The sequence below is a fragment of the Blautia sp. MCC269 genome (assembly GCF_018785655.1).
Lineage (GTDB): Bacteria > Bacillota > Clostridia > Lachnospirales > Lachnospiraceae > Blautia_A.
In genome coordinates, this window is the sequence record NZ_WQQE01000011.1 from 1 (window position 1) to 17,381 (window position 17,381).

At 39.2% G+C, this 17,381-nt stretch carries 21 protein-coding genes; 18 read left to right on the forward strand and 3 right to left on the reverse strand.

Going from position 1 to position 17,381, the window contains the following annotated elements; translation table 11 throughout:
• Positions 1-225 precede the first annotated feature (225 nt).
• The 9 genes from GPK88_RS04160 to GPK88_RS04200 all read left to right on the forward strand — a co-directional run bounded on the left by GPK88_RS04160 (position 226) and on the right by GPK88_RS04200 (position 4,761).
• Positions 226-444, forward strand: coding sequence for an aspartate dehydrogenase (locus GPK88_RS04160; RefSeq protein WP_173762510.1), 219 nt, complete (start codon positions 226-228; stop codon positions 442-444).
• Between the two features lie 25 nt (positions 445-469).
• Complete coding sequence (locus tag GPK88_RS04165; RefSeq protein ID WP_015526476.1) at positions 470-832, forward strand: YccF domain-containing protein; 363 nt, start codon at positions 470-472, stop codon at positions 830-832.
• A gap of 213 nt (positions 833-1,045) precedes the next feature.
• Positions 1,046-1,261 (forward strand): hypothetical protein, encoded by a 216-nt coding sequence (locus tag GPK88_RS04175; protein WP_173762509.1) that lies wholly within the window; start codon positions 1,046-1,048, stop codon positions 1,259-1,261.
• 18 nt (positions 1,262-1,279) lie between these two features.
• Complete coding sequence (locus tag GPK88_RS04180; protein ID WP_173762508.1) at positions 1,280-1,690, forward strand: peptide deformylase; 411 nt, start codon at positions 1,280-1,282, stop codon at positions 1,688-1,690.
• A 56-nt stretch (positions 1,691-1,746) separates the two neighbouring features.
• Positions 1,747-2,115 (forward strand): VOC family protein, encoded by a 369-nt coding sequence (locus tag GPK88_RS04185; RefSeq protein ID WP_173762507.1) that lies wholly within the window; start codon positions 1,747-1,749, stop codon positions 2,113-2,115.
• Between the two features lie 10 nt (positions 2,116-2,125).
• Positions 2,126-2,581, forward strand: a complete 456-nt coding sequence (locus GPK88_RS04190; protein ID WP_173762506.1) for a YaiI/YqxD family protein — start codon at positions 2,126-2,128, stop codon at positions 2,579-2,581.
• A 1-nt stretch (position 2,582) separates the two neighbouring features.
• Positions 2,583-2,924 carry an arsenate reductase family protein gene (locus GPK88_RS04195; protein WP_021650098.1) on the forward strand — a complete coding sequence of 114 codons (342 nt, stop codon included), beginning with the start codon at positions 2,583-2,585 and terminating at the stop codon, positions 2,922-2,924.
• Positions 2,925-3,431: 507 nt separating this feature from the next.
• Positions 3,432-3,554, forward strand: coding sequence for a hypothetical protein (locus tag GPK88_RS19105; protein ID WP_256442545.1), 123 nt, complete (start codon positions 3,432-3,434; stop codon positions 3,552-3,554).
• 16 nt (positions 3,555-3,570) lie between these two features.
• Positions 3,571-4,761, forward strand: coding sequence for a phosphopentomutase (locus tag GPK88_RS04200; protein WP_173762505.1), 1,191 nt, complete (start codon positions 3,571-3,573; stop codon positions 4,759-4,761).
• A gap of 318 nt (positions 4,762-5,079) precedes the next feature.
• Here the strand turns inward: GPK88_RS04200 and GPK88_RS04205 are convergent, their stop codons facing one another.
• The gene (locus GPK88_RS04205) at positions 5,080-6,279 is read right to left on the reverse strand and encodes an MFS transporter (protein ID WP_173762504.1); all 1,200 of its coding nucleotides are present in this window, start codon (positions 6,277-6,279) and stop codon (positions 5,080-5,082) included.
• 72 nt (positions 6,280-6,351) lie between these two features.
• Positions 6,352-6,486 (reverse strand): DUF1349 domain-containing protein, encoded by a 135-nt coding sequence (locus tag GPK88_RS04210; protein WP_147604293.1) that lies wholly within the window; start codon positions 6,484-6,486, stop codon positions 6,352-6,354.
• A 150-nt stretch (positions 6,487-6,636) separates the two neighbouring features.
• On the opposite strand from GPK88_RS04210, the gene GPK88_RS04215 reads away from it, so the two are divergent.
• The 5 genes from GPK88_RS04215 (at position 6,637) to GPK88_RS04235 (ending at position 12,245) form a co-directional block, all read left to right on the forward strand.
• Positions 6,637-7,488: an AraC family transcriptional regulator gene (locus tag GPK88_RS04215; RefSeq protein ID WP_243279013.1), complete on the forward strand. Its 852-nt coding sequence runs from the start codon at positions 6,637-6,639 to the stop codon at positions 7,486-7,488.
• Positions 7,489-7,528: 40 nt separating this feature from the next.
• Entirely contained in the window at positions 7,529-7,684 is a 156-nt protein-coding gene (locus GPK88_RS18810; RefSeq protein ID WP_330597024.1) for a DUF6440 family protein, read from the forward strand.
• A gap of 294 nt (positions 7,685-7,978) precedes the next feature.
• The gene (locus tag GPK88_RS04225) at positions 7,979-8,722 is read left to right on the forward strand and encodes an MBL fold metallo-hydrolase (protein WP_118063987.1); all 744 of its coding nucleotides are present in this window, start codon (positions 7,979-7,981) and stop codon (positions 8,720-8,722) included.
• Positions 8,709-10,076 (forward strand): MATE family efflux transporter, encoded by a 1,368-nt coding sequence (locus tag GPK88_RS04230; RefSeq protein ID WP_173762503.1) that lies wholly within the window; start codon positions 8,709-8,711, stop codon positions 10,074-10,076. Before GPK88_RS04225 ends, GPK88_RS04230 begins: the two co-directional genes overlap by 14 nt.
• Before the next feature lie 150 nt (positions 10,077-10,226).
• Positions 10,227-12,245, forward strand: a complete 2,019-nt coding sequence (locus tag GPK88_RS04235; RefSeq protein WP_173762502.1) for an ATP-binding protein — start codon at positions 10,227-10,229, stop codon at positions 12,243-12,245.
• Positions 12,246-12,326: 81 nt separating this feature from the next.
• Here the strand turns inward: GPK88_RS04235 and hcp are convergent, their stop codons facing one another.
• Positions 12,327-13,931, reverse strand: coding sequence for a hydroxylamine reductase (hcp, locus tag GPK88_RS04240; RefSeq protein ID WP_173762501.1), 1,605 nt, complete (start codon positions 13,929-13,931; stop codon positions 12,327-12,329).
• A gap of 149 nt (positions 13,932-14,080) precedes the next feature.
• On the opposite strand from hcp, the gene GPK88_RS04245 reads away from it, so the two are divergent.
• The 4 genes from GPK88_RS04245 (at position 14,081) to asrB (ending at position 17,381) form a co-directional block, all read left to right on the forward strand.
• Complete coding sequence (locus tag GPK88_RS04245; protein ID WP_173762500.1) at positions 14,081-14,773, forward strand: Crp/Fnr family transcriptional regulator; 693 nt, start codon at positions 14,081-14,083, stop codon at positions 14,771-14,773.
• A gap of 109 nt (positions 14,774-14,882) precedes the next feature.
• A complete protein-coding gene (locus GPK88_RS04250) occupies positions 14,883-15,572 on the forward strand; it encodes a Crp/Fnr family transcriptional regulator (protein ID WP_173762499.1) in 690 nt (229 codons plus the stop codon).
• A gap of 20 nt (positions 15,573-15,592) precedes the next feature.
• A complete protein-coding gene (gene asrA, locus GPK88_RS04255) occupies positions 15,593-16,591 on the forward strand; it encodes an anaerobic sulfite reductase subunit AsrA (RefSeq protein WP_173762498.1) in 999 nt (332 codons plus the stop codon).
• A gap of 1 nt (position 16,592) precedes the next feature.
• Positions 16,593-17,381, forward strand: a complete 789-nt coding sequence (asrB, locus tag GPK88_RS04260) for an anaerobic sulfite reductase subunit AsrB (protein ID WP_118368662.1) — start codon at positions 16,593-16,595, stop codon at positions 17,379-17,381.

The window sequence follows — 17,381 nt, forward strand, 5'->3', positions numbered from 1 at the left end:
TTCTTCCATTTACGATGATTGGTTTTGGAAGATATTTTATGAAAAAGGCTCCAAAGGAAATAAATTCAGTATTTGGATATGACTGATACATATGTTATTGATGTGCAGGATCCAGGAAATGCATTGGATGCGTTGATGTTCGTACTTGCGATTGATGCAGAAAAATGTTCCAGGAATTAGATAGTTGATCTTGTTGTCGAAGATATTCGGAGATGGGGAGGTAGCATGGGATTATTCAAAAAGAAAATCGTGAAAAAAACATATGACCGAGAACATATGAAACCTGTTATTCGTGCAAGCATTTGCACCGGAGAAGAAGTAGCAGAATTTAAAGATATACGGACCGGAAAAATCGAAGAAATCATGCTGATCAGATCTCCAGAGGACTTAGAAAAATTCAAAGAGATATATGAGATAATAGAGGAAATTGCAAAAGAATATTAAACATTGATAAGGAGGATGTGTTGTCATGAGAACGATAGGTAATATTCTTTGGTTTATATTTGGAGGATTACTGGGCGGTTTGGCCTGGGTTTTTGCAGGATGCATATGGTGTATTACAATTATTGGAATTCCGGTAGGTCTGCAATGCTTTAAATTTGCAACCCTGGCATTCTGGCCGTTTGGAAAAGAAATCGTGTATGGAAATGGCATGTTTTCGTTTCTGGTAAATCTTATATGGATTATATTTTTTGGATGGGAAATGGCACTTGGAAACCTAATAGTTGGTTGCATTTGGTGCATTACGATAGTTGGAATTCCATTTGGAAAGCAGTTTTTCAAGATGGCAAGACTCTCTTTTATGCCATTTGGGGCGAGTGTAATAGGATAGAATATGTGAGGTCTTATAGATGAAAAATGAAATAATATTATTTACGGATGGTGATATTAATATTGAAGTTCAAATAAACCCTGAACAGGAAACAGTCTGGTTGACACAGAAGCAAATGGAAGAAAGATATTATTGAGTATCGTACGATGGAATATTATCGGAGAAGGTATGTAGAAAACTGATTCTTAATATTATCTCCAGAGGAATTGAGTTATGATGTACACAGTAAAACGAATCGATGAAGATCTGAATTTTGGTTGTGAAGAACGACCGGATGATGCACCAGTCATGGCAATAGTGACTCTTATGGATTCTTCAGGAAAAGAAGTGACAGTAAAAGCGGAGGACGCCAGGCTCTATGAGCGTAATATCAATGAAGGAGACAAAGTTTGTCTCGATGTAAATAATAAATTGGAAAAAGTAGAATGAAAGCTACAGGGAGAAAAAATGGTAAAGCAAATTGTAAGAGACATTTTCTTTTTAGGCCAGCCATCTGAACCAGCCACGAAAGCAGATATTCAGGTTGGAAAAGATCTGCAGGACACACTGCGGGCAAACCGGGAACGGTGCGTTGGTATGGCTGCAAATATGATTGGTGTAAAGAAGAATATCATCATTGTAAATATGGGATTCATAGATGTTGTGATGTTCAATCCGGTGATTGTTTCAAAGCGTGATATGTATGAGACAGAAGAAGGCTGTCTGTCTCTGGATGGTGTTCGTAAGACGACCAGATACCAGGAAATTGAAGTAGAATATTATGACTTCAACTGGAAAAAACAGCGCCAGAAATTGTCAGGATGGACAGCACAGATTTGCCAGCATGAAATTGATCATTTGTCTGGAAAGATTATTTAACCGCATGCGGATTGCGAATATTCGCTTGACTCAAAGCGGATTGTGAGGTGACGGATATGCTGAAAAATGTACTGATCGTGGTAGATGATATAGAAAAATCTATAGAGTTTTATAAGGACTTATTTGGACTGCAAGTGATTCTTAAGAATGAAGGTAATGTGATCTTATCGGAGGGACTTGTTTTGCAGGATGCCGACGTATGGGGGAAAACATTGAATGAAACTTCTACGCCATTCAATAACATGATGGAACTGTATTTCGAGGACTTTGATATAGATGGATTGCTTGCGAAATATGAATCTGGTAAGTATTTCGTTCGATATGCCACAGAACTGACAGAACTTGCAGGTGGGCAGAAGCTTGTAAGGCTGTATGATCCGAGTGGTAATCTCGTCGAGGTTCGTACGCCATTTATGTGTAATTAAAGGAGAAGATATGCAGATTTTTGTTGATGCAGATGCCTGCCCGGTAGTCGGTATTGTTGAAAAAGTTGCAAAAGAGCACAGTATTTCGGTAACGTTATTGTGTGATACCAATCATGTGTTATCTTCTGATTACAGTGAGGTGATTGTAGTTGGAGCCGGAGCAGATGCCGTGGATTATAAACTGATCAGCATTTGTCATAGGGGCGATATTGTTGTATCACAGGATTATGGAGTTGCGGCAATGGCACTTGGAAAAAATGCGTATGCGATTCATCAATCTGGGAAATGGTATACCAATGAAAATATTGACCAGATGCTTATGGAGCGGCATCTGAATAAGAAAGCACGAAGGGCATCCGGAAAGAAGCACTTAAGAGGCCCAAGAAAACGAACATCGGAGGATGATGAGCATTTTAGAGAATCCTTCGAGAAAATGATACATATGGCAATGGATAAGGAGAATTGATTTGAACGTACAGATTTTTGGAACAAAGAAGTGCAATGATACAAAGAAAGCAGAACGTTTCTTTAAAGAACGTGGGATCAAGTTTCAGTTTATTGATATGAAAGAGAAGGGCATGAGCAAGGGCGAATTTAATTCAGTTGCTCAGGCAAATGGTGGACTGGAAAATATGATCAACTGGGAGGGCAAGGATAAGGATCTGCTTGCGCTCATTAAGTACATTGCAGAGGAAGATAAACTTAAGAAGGTGCTGGAAAATCCGCAGGTGATTAAGACACCGGTGGTTCGTAATGGAAAACAATCCACTCTTGGATATCAGCCGGATATCTGGAAGGCGTGGAAGTAAGAGTACCGGTAGATTTTTGACCAGGATAAAACAAATGATTCAACTGAAAGGCAAGGTACGTGGTGGAGCCATGCAAGATATCCTGAGCGAGAGACACCTAAAAATTTCAACATTCCGGAGACGGAAACCCGGCGTCCAGCCTTTTTGGCAGCTTCCGTCTTCTCAGACACTTCAAGATAAATGGCTTCCGTCATTTTCCCAGAATGTTGATTGCTTTTTTTAACACATCAAGTGCATCTTGGGTATCACGTAATTCACGTCTGAGACGGGCAATTTCCTTCTGCTCATACAGCATGATGAAAATGCACTTCTTCTGCGGACGAAAAACGTGATGTCAACCCTGACATCTGAAAGCGTAAATCACCGTAAATATATGTTCATGAGCTGTAAGGAACGTCTGATGAAGTATCTTGTAGAGTCCTACGCATGTAAAAGAGAAATAAATACTTGCATATTGCGGCTGAACAAGACACAGACGGAGCTCTGTCCGACAGAGGTGGATTCAATGTGAGAAGTGTTCAGAGAAGTATTGCAGCCTTGGAAAAAGAGAATCTGATCACCCTGGAAAGCGGAAAGATTACCGTATCTCAAGAACAGTTCGTGAAAATGAGGAAATATCTGGAAGAGTAGGAAGGAGACAAAAACCATGAAGAAATATAAGAGAATATTTACTATTGTAATAGACTCTTTTGGGGCAGGAGAAATGCCGGATGCGGCTCAGTATGGGGATGAAGGAACAGATACTATGGGACATATTTCCCAGAATGTAGATGAATTTACGATTCCAAACCTTCAGAAACTTGGAATTGCAAATCTTCATCCGTTGAAACAGGTTGCAGCAGTGGAACGACCAATGGGTTATTATACATTTTTAGAAGAAGTCAGTACCGGAAAAGACACTATGACAGGACACTGGGAAATGATGGGACTTCACATCACAAAACCGTTTAAGACTTTTACTGAGACCGGATTTCCAAAAGAGCTGATCGATGAGCTTGAGAAGAGAACGGGACATAAAGTAATTGGAAACAAGAGCTCCAGTGGAACAGAGATCCTTGATGAACTGGCTGAGGAAGAAATCGCTACCGGTCATATGATCGTTTACACATCTGCTGATTCTGTATTACAGATCTGCGGAAACGAGGAGACATTCGGACTGGATGAACTGTATCGCTGCTGTGAGATCGCTCGTGATATCACTATGAGGGATGAGTGGAAAGTCGGACGTGTTATTGCAAGACCTTACCTTGGCAAGAAAAAAGGTGAGTTCAAACGTACCAGCAACCGCCATGATTATGCACTGAAGCCCTACGGGAAAACTGCGCTTAATGCATTGAAGGATGCAGGTTATGATGTGATCTCCGTTGGAAAGATTTTTGATATTTTTGACGGTGAGGGACTGACAGAGTCCAATAAGTCAAAAAGCTCTGTTCATGGAATGGAGCAGACAATTGACATTGCAAAAAGAGAGTTTGAGGGGCTTTGTTTTGTAAATCTTGTAGATTTCGATGCTCTTTGGGGACATCGACGCAATGTAAAGGGATATGCAGAGGAACTTGAAAGATTTGATGTAAAACTTGGTGAACTTCTTGATGAACTTCGTGAGGATGACCTTCTGATCATTACAGCTGACCACGGAAATGATCCGACACATACAGGAACTGATCACACAAGAGAAAAAGTACCATTTTTTGCTTATTCCCCATCTATGGAGGGATATGGAAAGCTGGAAGATCAGAATACTTTTGCAGTAATCGGTGCAACGATCGCAGATAATTTTGAAGTTAAGATGCCGGAGGGAACAATTGGAAGTTCTCTTCTGGATGAATTGAAATAAAAGGAAGGTAAAGAGGAAACTGGTATGAAACTCTTATTAAATGTGGTTGGGATTTTGTGAAGAAAACGGTGTGTATGTAAAAGAACTATAAAAATACATTAGGTAATCGATATAAAATGATTCGTGCGAACCAATAACTAAAAGACAGGTCTAGATACATTGAAATAATTTCAGTGTGTCCAGACCTGTTTTTTTTACAGCTTCAGGTAGTTCAGATGCAATACAGATTTTTCTCTTTCTGAGAATGAATTTCATTTTTGACCACATTTTTTCAATAGGGTTTAAATCCAGGCTGTTTTATGTTTACTTTATACAGTACTATTTCTGATTGCACTGATTTTTTCGATATAGAAGAAACAGCATAAATAATAGAATTACCGGAAAAATAAGTCCGCATCCCATGCCAATCCGGATATTATTTCCAGCATTCTGGGTAATACGACCAACGATTCCAGGTCCAATACTGCCGCCTAAATCTCCAGCCATGGCAAGAAGAGAGAACATAGCTGTTCCGCCTGTTGGAAAAGTTTTTGAGGAAATACTGATTGTTCCAGGCCACATGATTCCAACTGAAAATCCACATGCAATACAACCGATAAGTCCGATAATCGGGTTGGATGACAAAGCAGTAAGTAGATAACAGACAACGCATAATATGCCTGAACCACTCATAAACTTCATTAAATCTAACTGTTCTCCATATTTCCCAAAAATTATACGGCTGATTCCCATTGTTATTGCAAACATACATGGACCTGCCAAATCCCCCAGTGTTTTTGATAATCCAAGTGCAGATTCAGCATAAGCAGATGCCCATTGAGCCATTGCAAGTTCAGAAGCTCCGGAACAGATCATCAGACATATTGCAACCCAGAAAAATGGTTTGGAAAACAGATTCTTAATTTCCATTCCAGAACCATTATCAACCAGAGGTTCAATAGGACAGGTCATGAAGTTATAAGTATTAACTGCAGGAATGATTGCCCATATTACGGCGAGCCATTTCCAGTTGTCTATTCCAAATATAAGAAAAAATAAGCTGGAAATCAAAATTGTCCCAACAGCTCCCCAACAGTAAAACGAATGGAGCAGACTCATAGTTGCTTCTTTGTTTTCAAACGGACAGGCCTCGATAATAGGGCTACAAAGTACTTCTATTAAACCGCTTCCGATGGCATAAATAATAACACTACATATAATTCCAATAAAAGGATCAGGTAAAAAATCAGGTAAAAATGCCAGCCCAAGCAGACCCAGTGCAGAAAATATTTCTGATGCAATAATGCACACACGATATCCGATATGATCTACGAATTTGGCACAGAACAGGTCAACCAGAAGCTGTGTAAAAAAGAAGAAAGTGGATATCAGAGCAATGTTACCGAGAGAAATATGGTAGTCACTGTGAAATTTCAAAAAAAGAAGCGGTGCGAAGTTTGCCGCAATAGCCTGTGTGATAAAGCCCATATAACAGGCAATTTTTGTCTTATGGTAGTCAGTTTTTTTAATAGCATTCATTTTTTATTTTCCACTCCGAATGTTTTTAACAGTTTTATGTTCGATAGAAAGATGCTCATAACAACATTTTGCCTAGTGACTGTCATCTGCCATTACCATTACAGAAGCAGAATCATAGGTCTCTTTAAAATCATGAGATACTTTTACTTTAAGGATAAAGTCGCCTTCAATGCTGATCTCACTTTCATTCATCCATTTAAAAATCATAAGAATACCTCTTTCCTTTTTTTACTTGATTATATAGCAAATATTAGATATATACATTGAATTAAATTGTAGAAATACTGTATAATATCGTAAAAGAAAGAATGTGATATGAAGATGGATTATAATAAGATACTTACAGACGAGGAGTTCATGGAAATTAAACAGCATGGAAGCAGTGCTTATCCATTCCAGTATTATTATGATAATCTGGAATTGTTTGATTTTCATTGTATTGAATGGCACTGGCACAGGGAATTTGAGTTTTTATATGTCGAGTCTGGACAAGTTACATGTGGGATAGGCGAAAAAAAGATTATATTGTCAGAAGGAGAGGCGATTTTTATCAATTCTAAAATATTGCATCAGTTTTATGCATCATCTGATGGTGTTATTCCTAATTTTGTATGTATGCCTGAATTTATTGCGCCAGAGAACAGTTTGATCTATAAAAAATATATTTTACCAATCATTTCATCGAATATATCCTTTCAATGTTTTCGAATTAATGAATCATGGCAGGTAAAAATTATACAAATTATGATAAAAATAATGGAAATACAGGAGAATGAGAAAATAAGAGAGCTTGCTACTTTGGCATTGTTGCAGAATTTATGGCTGATTTTTTATGAAAATGTAAAGTTATCTGGTAAAGAAGAGGTGCAAACAGTTGATGAGGCTGCACAGAAAAGAGTACAGTTAATGATGCAATATATACATGAAAATTATAATCATGGGTTGTCGCTGGATGAAATAGCTTCACATATAGGAGTAAGCAAAAGTACAGCACTTAATTTGTTTCGACGATTTTTACATACTACGCCGGTTGCTTATCTGATAGGATATCGTTTACAGGCAGCTTCCTGGTTATTGAAAAATACGAATAAAAAAGTAAAAACAATTGCTTATGAAAGCGGATTTCGTAATGTGGATTATTTTTGTAGATTGTTTAAAAGGCGTTATCATTTAACACCATCAGAATATCGTTGCATATGCTTAAAATAGTATAATTTATGAATAATAAAAAGATTCTGCATATGAAGGGATTCGTCAAATTCTTGTAGATAAGGAGACGGGAGTTAATTACCTTTGTTGGACATCCGGAAATGGAGCCGGTATTACACCTCTTCTGGATTCTGAAGAGTTTGATAAGAGTTTTACTTACAAAGAGAAACTCAAGCTCCCAGGACAACTTTTCTAAAAGGAAATTAATCTGATGATGGTGGGGAGATTTACTTCTCCCCGCTTGAAATCGACAAATTTATAACCAGGAAGTCGCTGGGGAATAGATATGGAAGTAAGATCTGGTTGATTTTTATGGAATCAGTGCACAGATGAAGACTTTTATTGACCGTACTTATCCAATCTGGCAGCATCTTGGTAAAAAAGAGGTTTACTATATTATATCGGCTGGTCTGGGTGTGGACATTATTTAAAGTAAGGGGATGTGTTGATTTGCTATCCGGTACCGGCGTTAATTTATACAGGTGATATTATGAAAATTACTTACATTAATCATAGTGGATTTTTACTTGAAACAAGAGACTGCTATTATATTTTTGATTATTACAAGGGTGAATTACCGAATCTTGACAAGGAAAAAGAAGTGATCGTCTTTTGCAGTCACTTCCATAAGGATCATTTTAACCCACAAATCTTTGGGATCCTTGATGATATGGGTATGACTTATCAGGCAGTTCTGGCGAATGATATACGAAAAAGGAACCATTTGTCGGGTATGAAGATCACATATGTTTATCATGATCAAACTTATAATCTGGATAATGGAACCCAAGTCGATACATTACTATCCAACGATAGTGGTGTTGCATTTATTGTTAAAACAAAGGAAGGCATCATTTACCATGCCGGTGACTTAAACGACTGGTATTGGGATGGTGAGTCGAAAACTGATAATCAGAGACTTACTTCAGCATATCGTGCGGAGATCAGGAAAATCAAGGGTATGTATTTTGACGCTGCATTTGTTCCATTGGATCCGAGACAGGGAGATCATTATGCCGACGGGATCCTGTATTTCCTTAAAAATGTAGATTGCAATGTCATTTTTCCAATGCATTACTGGAATGATGCCAATGTAATTAAGCGGTTTATTACTGAATATCCGCAATATAAGTCACGCATTAGAAACACAGAATGTACAAAACTAATTTTGATGAAAGGAAGAATAAGTGAAATTATGAAACCTGTGGGGGAATATGATAATGTCAAAAGATGAGTATTTAATCACAGATGCGCCTCTTAAAGCACTGACGTTTTTTGCAATGCCAATGATTCTGGGCAGTTTTTTTCAGCAAATATATAATATGGCTGACTCCATCATCGTTGGTCAGTTTGTTGGCTCCTCCGCACTTGCGGCTGTCGGTGCCTGTGCAGCACTGACCAACGTTTTCATTTGTGTGGCACTGGGCGCCGGGGTCGGTGCAGGTGTGCTCGTGAGCCGCTATTTCGGTGCCAGGGAGTATGGAAAAATGAAAACCATCGTGTCAACATCCTTGTTTAGCTTTTTAATTCTAAGCATAGTCCTTGGTGTTTTCGGCTTTTGCTTTTCCCACTGGATGATGAGTGTGTTACAAACCCCTGGAGATATACTGAATGATGCAGTGTTATATCTGCGGGTTTATTTCGTGGGATTTCCTTTTCTGTTTATGTATAACATTCTTTCCAATATGTTTACTTCCATAGGCGAATCAAAAATCCCACTGGGGCTTTTGATATTTTCGTCAATCTTAAATATTTTTATGGATCTCTGGATGGTGGCCGGACTTGGTCTCGGTGTGTTTGGCGCAGCTCTTGCGACTCTTATAGCACAGGGAATTTCTGCGGTGTTTTCACTTTTGCTTTTCCTTAGCAGGATGCGTCGATATAAAAGTCGCTTTGACTGGTTTGACAGGCAGGAGTTACATTCCATGCTTCAAATTGCTGTACCTTCAGTTCTTCAGCAGTCTACAGTGTCCATCGGTATGATGATCGTACAGGCAGTTGTAAATCCCTTCGGTACACAGGCACTCGCGGGGTATGCTGCGACGATGCGGGTAGAGAATGTTTTTTCATTGATTTTTGTATCGATCGGCAATGCGGTTTCCCCATATGTTTCCCAGAATCTTGGTGCAAAGAAAATTGAACGGATCAAAAAAGGATATCACGCAGCACTGGTGTTAGATATATGTTTTGCAGTTCTTGCTTTTATAGTCATTGAAACATTACATACTCAGATTTCCTCGCTATTTCTTGGTAAAGATGGAACTGCCGTGGCTTATCAGGTATCCGAGGGTTATATGAGATGGCTCGGTTACTTCTTCATCTTTATGGGAATCAAAATGGCAACAGATGGGGTCCTTCGTGGTCTCGGAATCATGCGCCCGTTCCTCATTGCAAACATGGTGAACCTGGCGATTCGCCTGTCTGTTGCTTTGATCTGTGCACCGCGTTTTGGCATTATATTTGTCTGGCTCGCTGTACCAGCTGGTTGGTTTGCGAACTTTTTAATATCCTATGTGGCTCTCAGAAGATCATGGCCGCCTGTTGAAGTGGTGTCACAATTGCCAGGGACACCTGGCTTGAAAAACTGATGGCATAACAATATGATGCTATGCTATAATAAAGTAAACGATTTGAAATATAAATTCAGAAATTCGGGAAGAAAATGGCAAATGGAGAAACTTGGAAATTAGGCAGAAAACCAAAAATCATTTTGGATTTTCAGGCGGGGGGAAAAGCGTATGGATGATTTCAAAAAACTCACAGAGCAGCTTTTGAAAATATATATTAACGCTGATTCAGCAAATGATCTGGGTATCGAAAATTACTTTGACGAAAATATCAGTCTGATTGGAACCGGGAAACATGAGCTTTACAGGAATCTGCATGAGTTTTTAGAATCATTTAAATTTGATGTAAAACGGAGAGGTAAAATCAGAATTGAAGTACGAAATTTACATCAGGAAGAAGAAAGACTTGATGATGACCATGTTCTTGCACACGGGACAGTAGATTTTGCAGGTCTGTTTAAGGATGGTTCAAGCTGTTTTGAAATGGAGACAAGATTTACCGTTATCTATAAGCGGACGAATGGGAAATGGCTGGTTCAGCATCTGCATCAATCAGCACCAGATCTGGAACAGATGGACGGTGAAGAGTTTCCTCTCACATTGGGAAAGCAGGTCAAAAAAACTCGGCAGGCACTTCAGGGATTAGGCACTGCCTACTATCACATCTCAAGGTTGAATTTAAAAACAAAGAAGGTTGAACTTGTCAAAAGATCTCGAAAAATGGATTTGGATATAAAAGATAATATTGCAGATTGGGATCCTCAGTTCAAGATTATCGAAAGTATTATAGCAGAACCGTTTGTACAGAAGTATATAGATTTTTTTGATATACAAACCATGGCGGCACGGCTCCATAATAAAGAATCTATGTCTTCCGAATTCAAAAAAAAGGATGGATCATGGTTTCTTTCCATGGTTGTTCCTCAGAGCTATGATAAAAATAGAAAGGTTACATCAGTTCTGATTGCAAATCGAGATGTGACAGAAGAAAAACTGCGGGAATTAAGACAAGAGGAAGAATTGCGGGAAGCTAAATTAAAAGCAGAATGTGCAAATAAAGCAAAATCATCATTCCTGTTCAATATGTCTCATGATATCAGGACTCCTATGAATGCAATTATTGGTTATGCAGATCTGGCATCCAGACATTTGAAAGAAACAGAAAAAATTGGCAGATATCTTGAAACAATACAAATATGCGGAGAAAGACTTTTGTCGTTACTCAGTAATGTTCTGGATCTTGCAAGAATTGAAAATAATAAGATCGAAATGGAATATGATGTTTCGAATGTCCATGAAAACTTTGAAAATTGTGTCGCTATGTTCCAACAGCTGGCAGAAAGTAAAAATCAGACACTCTCTCTGACAGAACAAATTATGTATCCGTATGTATATATGGATGCACCACATTTATCAGAAATCTGTTTCAATATTATAAGCAATGCTATAAAGTATACAAATACAGGAGGTACGATATCCTGTGATGTTGTACAGAAATCTTGTGAAAAAGATGACTGGTGCAATATGATCATCACCATTACCGATAATGGAATTGGTATGTCTGAAGATTTTCAAAAGCACATTTTTGAAATTTTTGAAAGAGAACGCAACTCTACAGTCAGTCATATTGAGGGCAACGGCATCGGAATGGGTATTACGAAAAAGCTTGTAGATCTTATGGATGGCTCAATAGAAGTGAAAAGCAAGCAGGGTGAGGGTTCCATATTTACAGTGACTGTTCCTTGCAGAAAAGCGTCAAAAGAAGATTCTATGATGAAGAAAAAAAGTAATCTGCGTAATAAGAATTGCCTGAATGGTGTTCGGATTTTATTAGTCGAAGATAATGAGATCAACACAGAAATTGCAACGGAACTATTAATGGAAGAAGGCTGTATTGTTGAGACTGCAAATGATGGTGCTGCATGCATTGATATGATTGAAAAGGCTGATGCTGATTATTACAAGATGATCCTTATGGATATTCAGATGCCGGTTATGAATGGATACGATGCCGCATTAGCTATTCGAAAGATGAAGGATACTAAAAAATCCAGGATTCCAATTATTGCAATGACTGCGAATGTCTTTGCGGAAGATATACAAAAGGTTCTTTCTGTTGGAATGAATGCTCATGTTGCAAAGCCTGTAGATATGAATATTCTTGTGCCAACAATGATGAAATATTTGTAAAAGACGTAAAGAAACAACATACCGCGAAAGTCCTTATGAAAGGGTAGAAGCCCCCACTGTTTTGTGGGGGCTTTGAAAAATTTATTTATTATGCTTCACCAGTGCTTTGAGGTCTTCTTCCGGTGTGGTAATAGGTGCAATACCATAATTTTCTACCAGAAAATTCAGAATATTAGGAGAAAGGAATGCCGGAAGAGAAGGACCAAGACGGATATTTTTGATACCCAGATGCAGGAGGGTTAACAGGATACAGACTGCTTTCTGTTCATACCAGGAGAGTACGAAGGAAAGCGGAAGCTCATTTACAGAACATCCAAATGCATCTGCAAGTGCCACAGCAACCTGGATCGCACCATAAGCATCATTACACTGACCCATATCCATCAGTCGTGGCAGACCACCGATCTCTCCCAGATCGAGATCATTGAAACGGAATTTTCCACATGCCAGGGTGAGGACAATACTGTCAGAAGGTGTCTGCTTCACAAATTCCGTATAATAGTTTCGACCTGGCTTGGCACCGTCACAGCCGGCAACCAGGAAGAAATGGCGGATCGCGCCTGATTTTACGGCTTCTACCACAGTACCTGCATGGGACAGGATAGCTGCATGACCAAAACCGGTTGTCACTTTTTTACCACCGTTGATACCGGAGAACATCTGATCCTCTTTGTAACCACCCAGCTCCAGTGCTTTTTCAATAAGTGGTGTGAAATCTTTCTTCTCGTCAATATGGACAGCTCCCGGGAAGGCAACTACTTCTGTTGTAAATACTCTGTCAGCGTAGCTGCTTTTTGGAGGCATCAGACAGTTGGTAGTGTAGAGGATCGGGGCTGGAAGATGGTCAAATTCTTTCTGCTGATTCTGCCATGCAGTTCCGAAATTGCCTTTTAAGTGAGAGTATTTCTTTAAGAATGGATAGGCATGGGCAGGGAGCATTTCACCATGTGTATAGATATTGATTCCTTTTCCCTCAGTCTGTTCAAGCAAAAGCTGCAAATCTTTCAGATCATGTCCGGTCACGACAATAAAAGGCCCTTTTTCTACCGTAAGTGTAACATCAGTTGGCTCTGGTGTTCCATAGGTTTCTGTATTTGCCTTATCAAGAAGTGCCATGCACTTCAGATTGATCTCTCCTGTTTTGAGTACTGTAGAAAGCAGTTCTTCTGTGTTTTCTTCATAACCGATCTTAGATAATGCTTCGCAGAAGAACTGATTCACTTCGGCATCTTCATAATTCAGAACATTTGCATGATAGGCATAGGCAGCCATTCCGCGGATACCAAAGAGAATAAGAGACTTCAAAGAGCGGATATCTTCGTTGGCATTCCACAGCTGCTGAAGATCATATTCCTCTGTTTTACTGTATGGAGCCTGACATTTGTTGCAGTCAGAAATCAGTCTTTCTTTTTCTGTTCTGACTTTTTGTATCATATTTTCGATTGCAGCATTGTCAAAATTTACATTTGTAACTGTAGTAAACAGTCCTTCAATTATGATCTGTCCGGTTCTTTTTGAAATAGTTTCCGTGCTGTCGGCAGCTTTAGCCAGACTGATCAACGCACCTGTCAATTCGTCCTGTAATTTCGCTGTATCTGCTTTTTTTCCACAGACACCGGCATTTCCGGTGCAGCCGGTACACCCGACAGTCTGTTCACACTGAAAACAAAACATTTTTTTATCCATTATTGTATTCTCCTTTTATTCTGTGATTTTTCCGAAGGATCGTTCTTATTATTTTATCCTCGGCCAGTAGTATTTATCCTTGGTTTCTGTTAGGAGTATAGTATAATAATTACAACGTGTATGTTTGATTTCCAACAGGAGGATTAATTTTGAAAAAATATTTACCCATTTTGAGAATCAGTCCTTTCTTTAAGGGTCTTACTGATAATGAGATATTATCTATACTACACTGCGTAAATGCAGCAACAATCTCCAGAAAAAGGGATTCTTATATTTTCAGAGCCGGAGACTCTACCGAAGTAATGGGACTTGTGGTGTCAGGCTGTGTTCTTGTTATTCAGGAAGATCTGTGGGGACATCGGAATATTTTGTCAAAATGTCATGCAGGAGACTTTTTCGGTGAACCATATGCGGCAAGTCCGGGAGCTGTTCTGAATGTCAGTGTGGTAGCAGATGAGGATTGTGATATTATTTTATTAAATGTTCAAAGGCTTCTGGTTTCCTGCCCAACAGTATGTGAGCATCATCAGAAGCTGATTCGTAACCTGGTCGGTGTCCTGGCAAATAAGATCCTGATCCTCAACGATAAAATCACACATGTGGGCAAACGAACGACAAGGGATAAGCTGTTGTCCTATCTGTCGTCGGTATCTATCAGACAGGCATCGTTATCCTTTGATATTCCTTTTGACCGGCAGCAGCTGGCAGATTATCTTTGCATTGACCGTGCGGCAATGTCTTCGGAGATATCAAAGCTGCAAAAAGAAGGACTTATAAAAACAAACAGAAACCATTTTGAGCTGACTGTCTGTAATGATACGGATTCAGGAATAAAAATGTGATATACATCACGGAAAACGATAAACTTTTTCATTATAATACAAAAGGAATGCGAGACAAGAGTAGTTTATTATCAGAAACTGCAAAAGCTATACCAGCGAGGTTGATACAATGGGACAGATAACACTCAGGGAACTGGAGAAGATGGATTTTTTTAAAGAAATACCAAAGGATATTCTGCAGAACCTGCTTAATGAAAGTAAAGTTGTTTCTTATAAGAAAAAAGAAGTGATTTTTCATTCACGCAGCAGAACCAAAACAGTATATTTTGTGTATTCCGGCGAAGTGATGCTTTATAATCTGACCAAGCATGGAAATCGAAAGGTGATTTTTATCCTGGGAAAAGGACGGCTTTTAAATCAGAGCATTGTAAGCAAAAAGCCGAATGCACTTTTTTGTGAGGCTGCCTGTCCGGTGCAGGTGATAGAAATTGCAGAAAAACAGTTTCTTCAGCTTATGGAACAGAGCCATGCTTTGACAAGAGCTGTTTTGAGAGAGTATGAGAGAAATCTCTGGCGAATGGGGCACCAGCTAAAGAATACGACCGGAAACATGCAGATGGAGCGAAAAATAGCTGCAAAATTATGGAAGCTCGGTCGTGATTTTGGCGTAGATACGGAAGACGGGGTGATGATAGATATTGATCTTACCATTACCCTGATGGCTGATCTGGTTGGTGCACCAAGGGAAAATGTATCTCGTGCCTGTAAGGTTCTTACGGACAGAGGTCTGATCCGTTATGGCAATAAGCGCTTTATTCTGATAGATTTTGATGGTCTTGCAAAATTTTATAAAATGTGATTATGAGAAAGGGGTATCTGATGGGAAAACGAGTCAGCAGTGATGAGATGCAGAATATTTTTAAAATTTTGCAGAAATCCTATGATGTGTATGGACCGAAAATTTACCAGGGGACAGGATGCTTTTCAGATACAGATGTAGTTCGTTATGGTCTGCTGAACAGCTGGGAAGAGATTGTCTGGAATCAGAAGTCGGATTACAGCTTTAAGGAGGTACTGCTTCCGATTTCAGAGACGATTCTTTATTTTACGGAGAATGAGATGAAAACAGCAGACGGAGCAGCAAGACAGCGGTTGATTTTCTTAAAAAGCTGTGATTTTCATGCCCTGAAACGCCTGGACGACATGTATTTGAAAAATGGTGCAGAGGATTATTATTACAGAAGAATGCGGGAAAATACAGTTTTTGCTGTGATGGGGTGTAAGGAATCCGGAAAAAATTGTTTTTGCGTAAGTATGGGAACGAATCGTTGTGAAGAATATGATATGTATATTTTTCAGGATGAAAATGGATGTTACATGGAGCTGAAATGCAGAGAACTGGAAGAATTATTATGGGATTATGGACAGAATGTTCAGGAGAAACCGATTTTTGTGGAAAATAATGAGGTTCATGTAGAGGTTCCGGAAAAACTTTCAAATACAATCCACCAGGATTCCATGTGGCAGGAATATGGCAGTCGATGTATTGGCTGTGGCCGCTGTAATTTTGTCTGTCCTACGTGTACCTGTTTTACTATGCAGGATATTTTTTATAAAGATAATCCAAAGGCCGGAGAGCGTCGCCGTGTATGGGCTTCCTGCCAGGTAGATGGATATTCTGATATTGCCGGAGGACACAGCTTCCGCCAAAGTCAGGGTGAAAGAATGCGCTTTAAGGTATTACATAAAATTTCAGATCATAAGAAAAGATTCGGATATCATATGTGCGTCGGCTGCGGGCGTTGTGAAAATGTCTGTCCGGAGTATATTTCCTATATCGAATGTCTTCAGAAACTGAAAGAAAAGGAGGGAAAGTAAGATGACGAATGAATATATTCCTTTCTTATCTAAGATAAAAGAAATCGTGAAGCATACAGAGACAGAATATACATTCCGTATGACATATGTGGGTGAAGTAAGACCGGGACAGTTTTTTGAAGTTTCTATTCCTAAATATGGTGAGGCACCGATTTCTGTCAGTGGTATAGGAGAAGATTATGTTGATCTGACCATACGCAAGGTTGGCAAGGTGACCGGAGAGATTTTTGAACTGAATGAGGGAAGCTGTTTTTTTATGCGTGGCCCGTATGGAAACGGTTTTGAGAAGGAGAATTATCAGGGAAAAGAACTGATCGTGGTAGCTGGTGGAACAGGAGTATCTCCTGTGAGAGGAGTGATCAGTTACTTCGGTGAGCATCCGGATGAAGTGAAAAAATTACATACGATCCTTGGGTTTAAATCGCCGTCAGATATTTTGTTCCGTGAGGATCTGAAGATTTGGGAACAGCAGATGGAGCTGATCCTGACGGTGGATTCCGCTGATGACGATTCTTATAGGACAGGACTTGTTACAAAATATATTCCGGAACTTGAGCTTGATAATATCCATGAGACTGCAGCTATTGTTGTCGGACCACCGGTTATGATGAAATTTGCAGTAGCAGAGCTTTTAAAGCTGGGAATGAAGGAAGAACAAATCTGGATATCTCAGGAGAGAAAAATGTGCTGTGGACTTGGTAAATGCGGGCATTGTCGAATGAATGATACATATATTTGTCTGGATGGTCCGGTATTCTGTTATTCAGAAGGCAAAAAACTGTTTGATTAG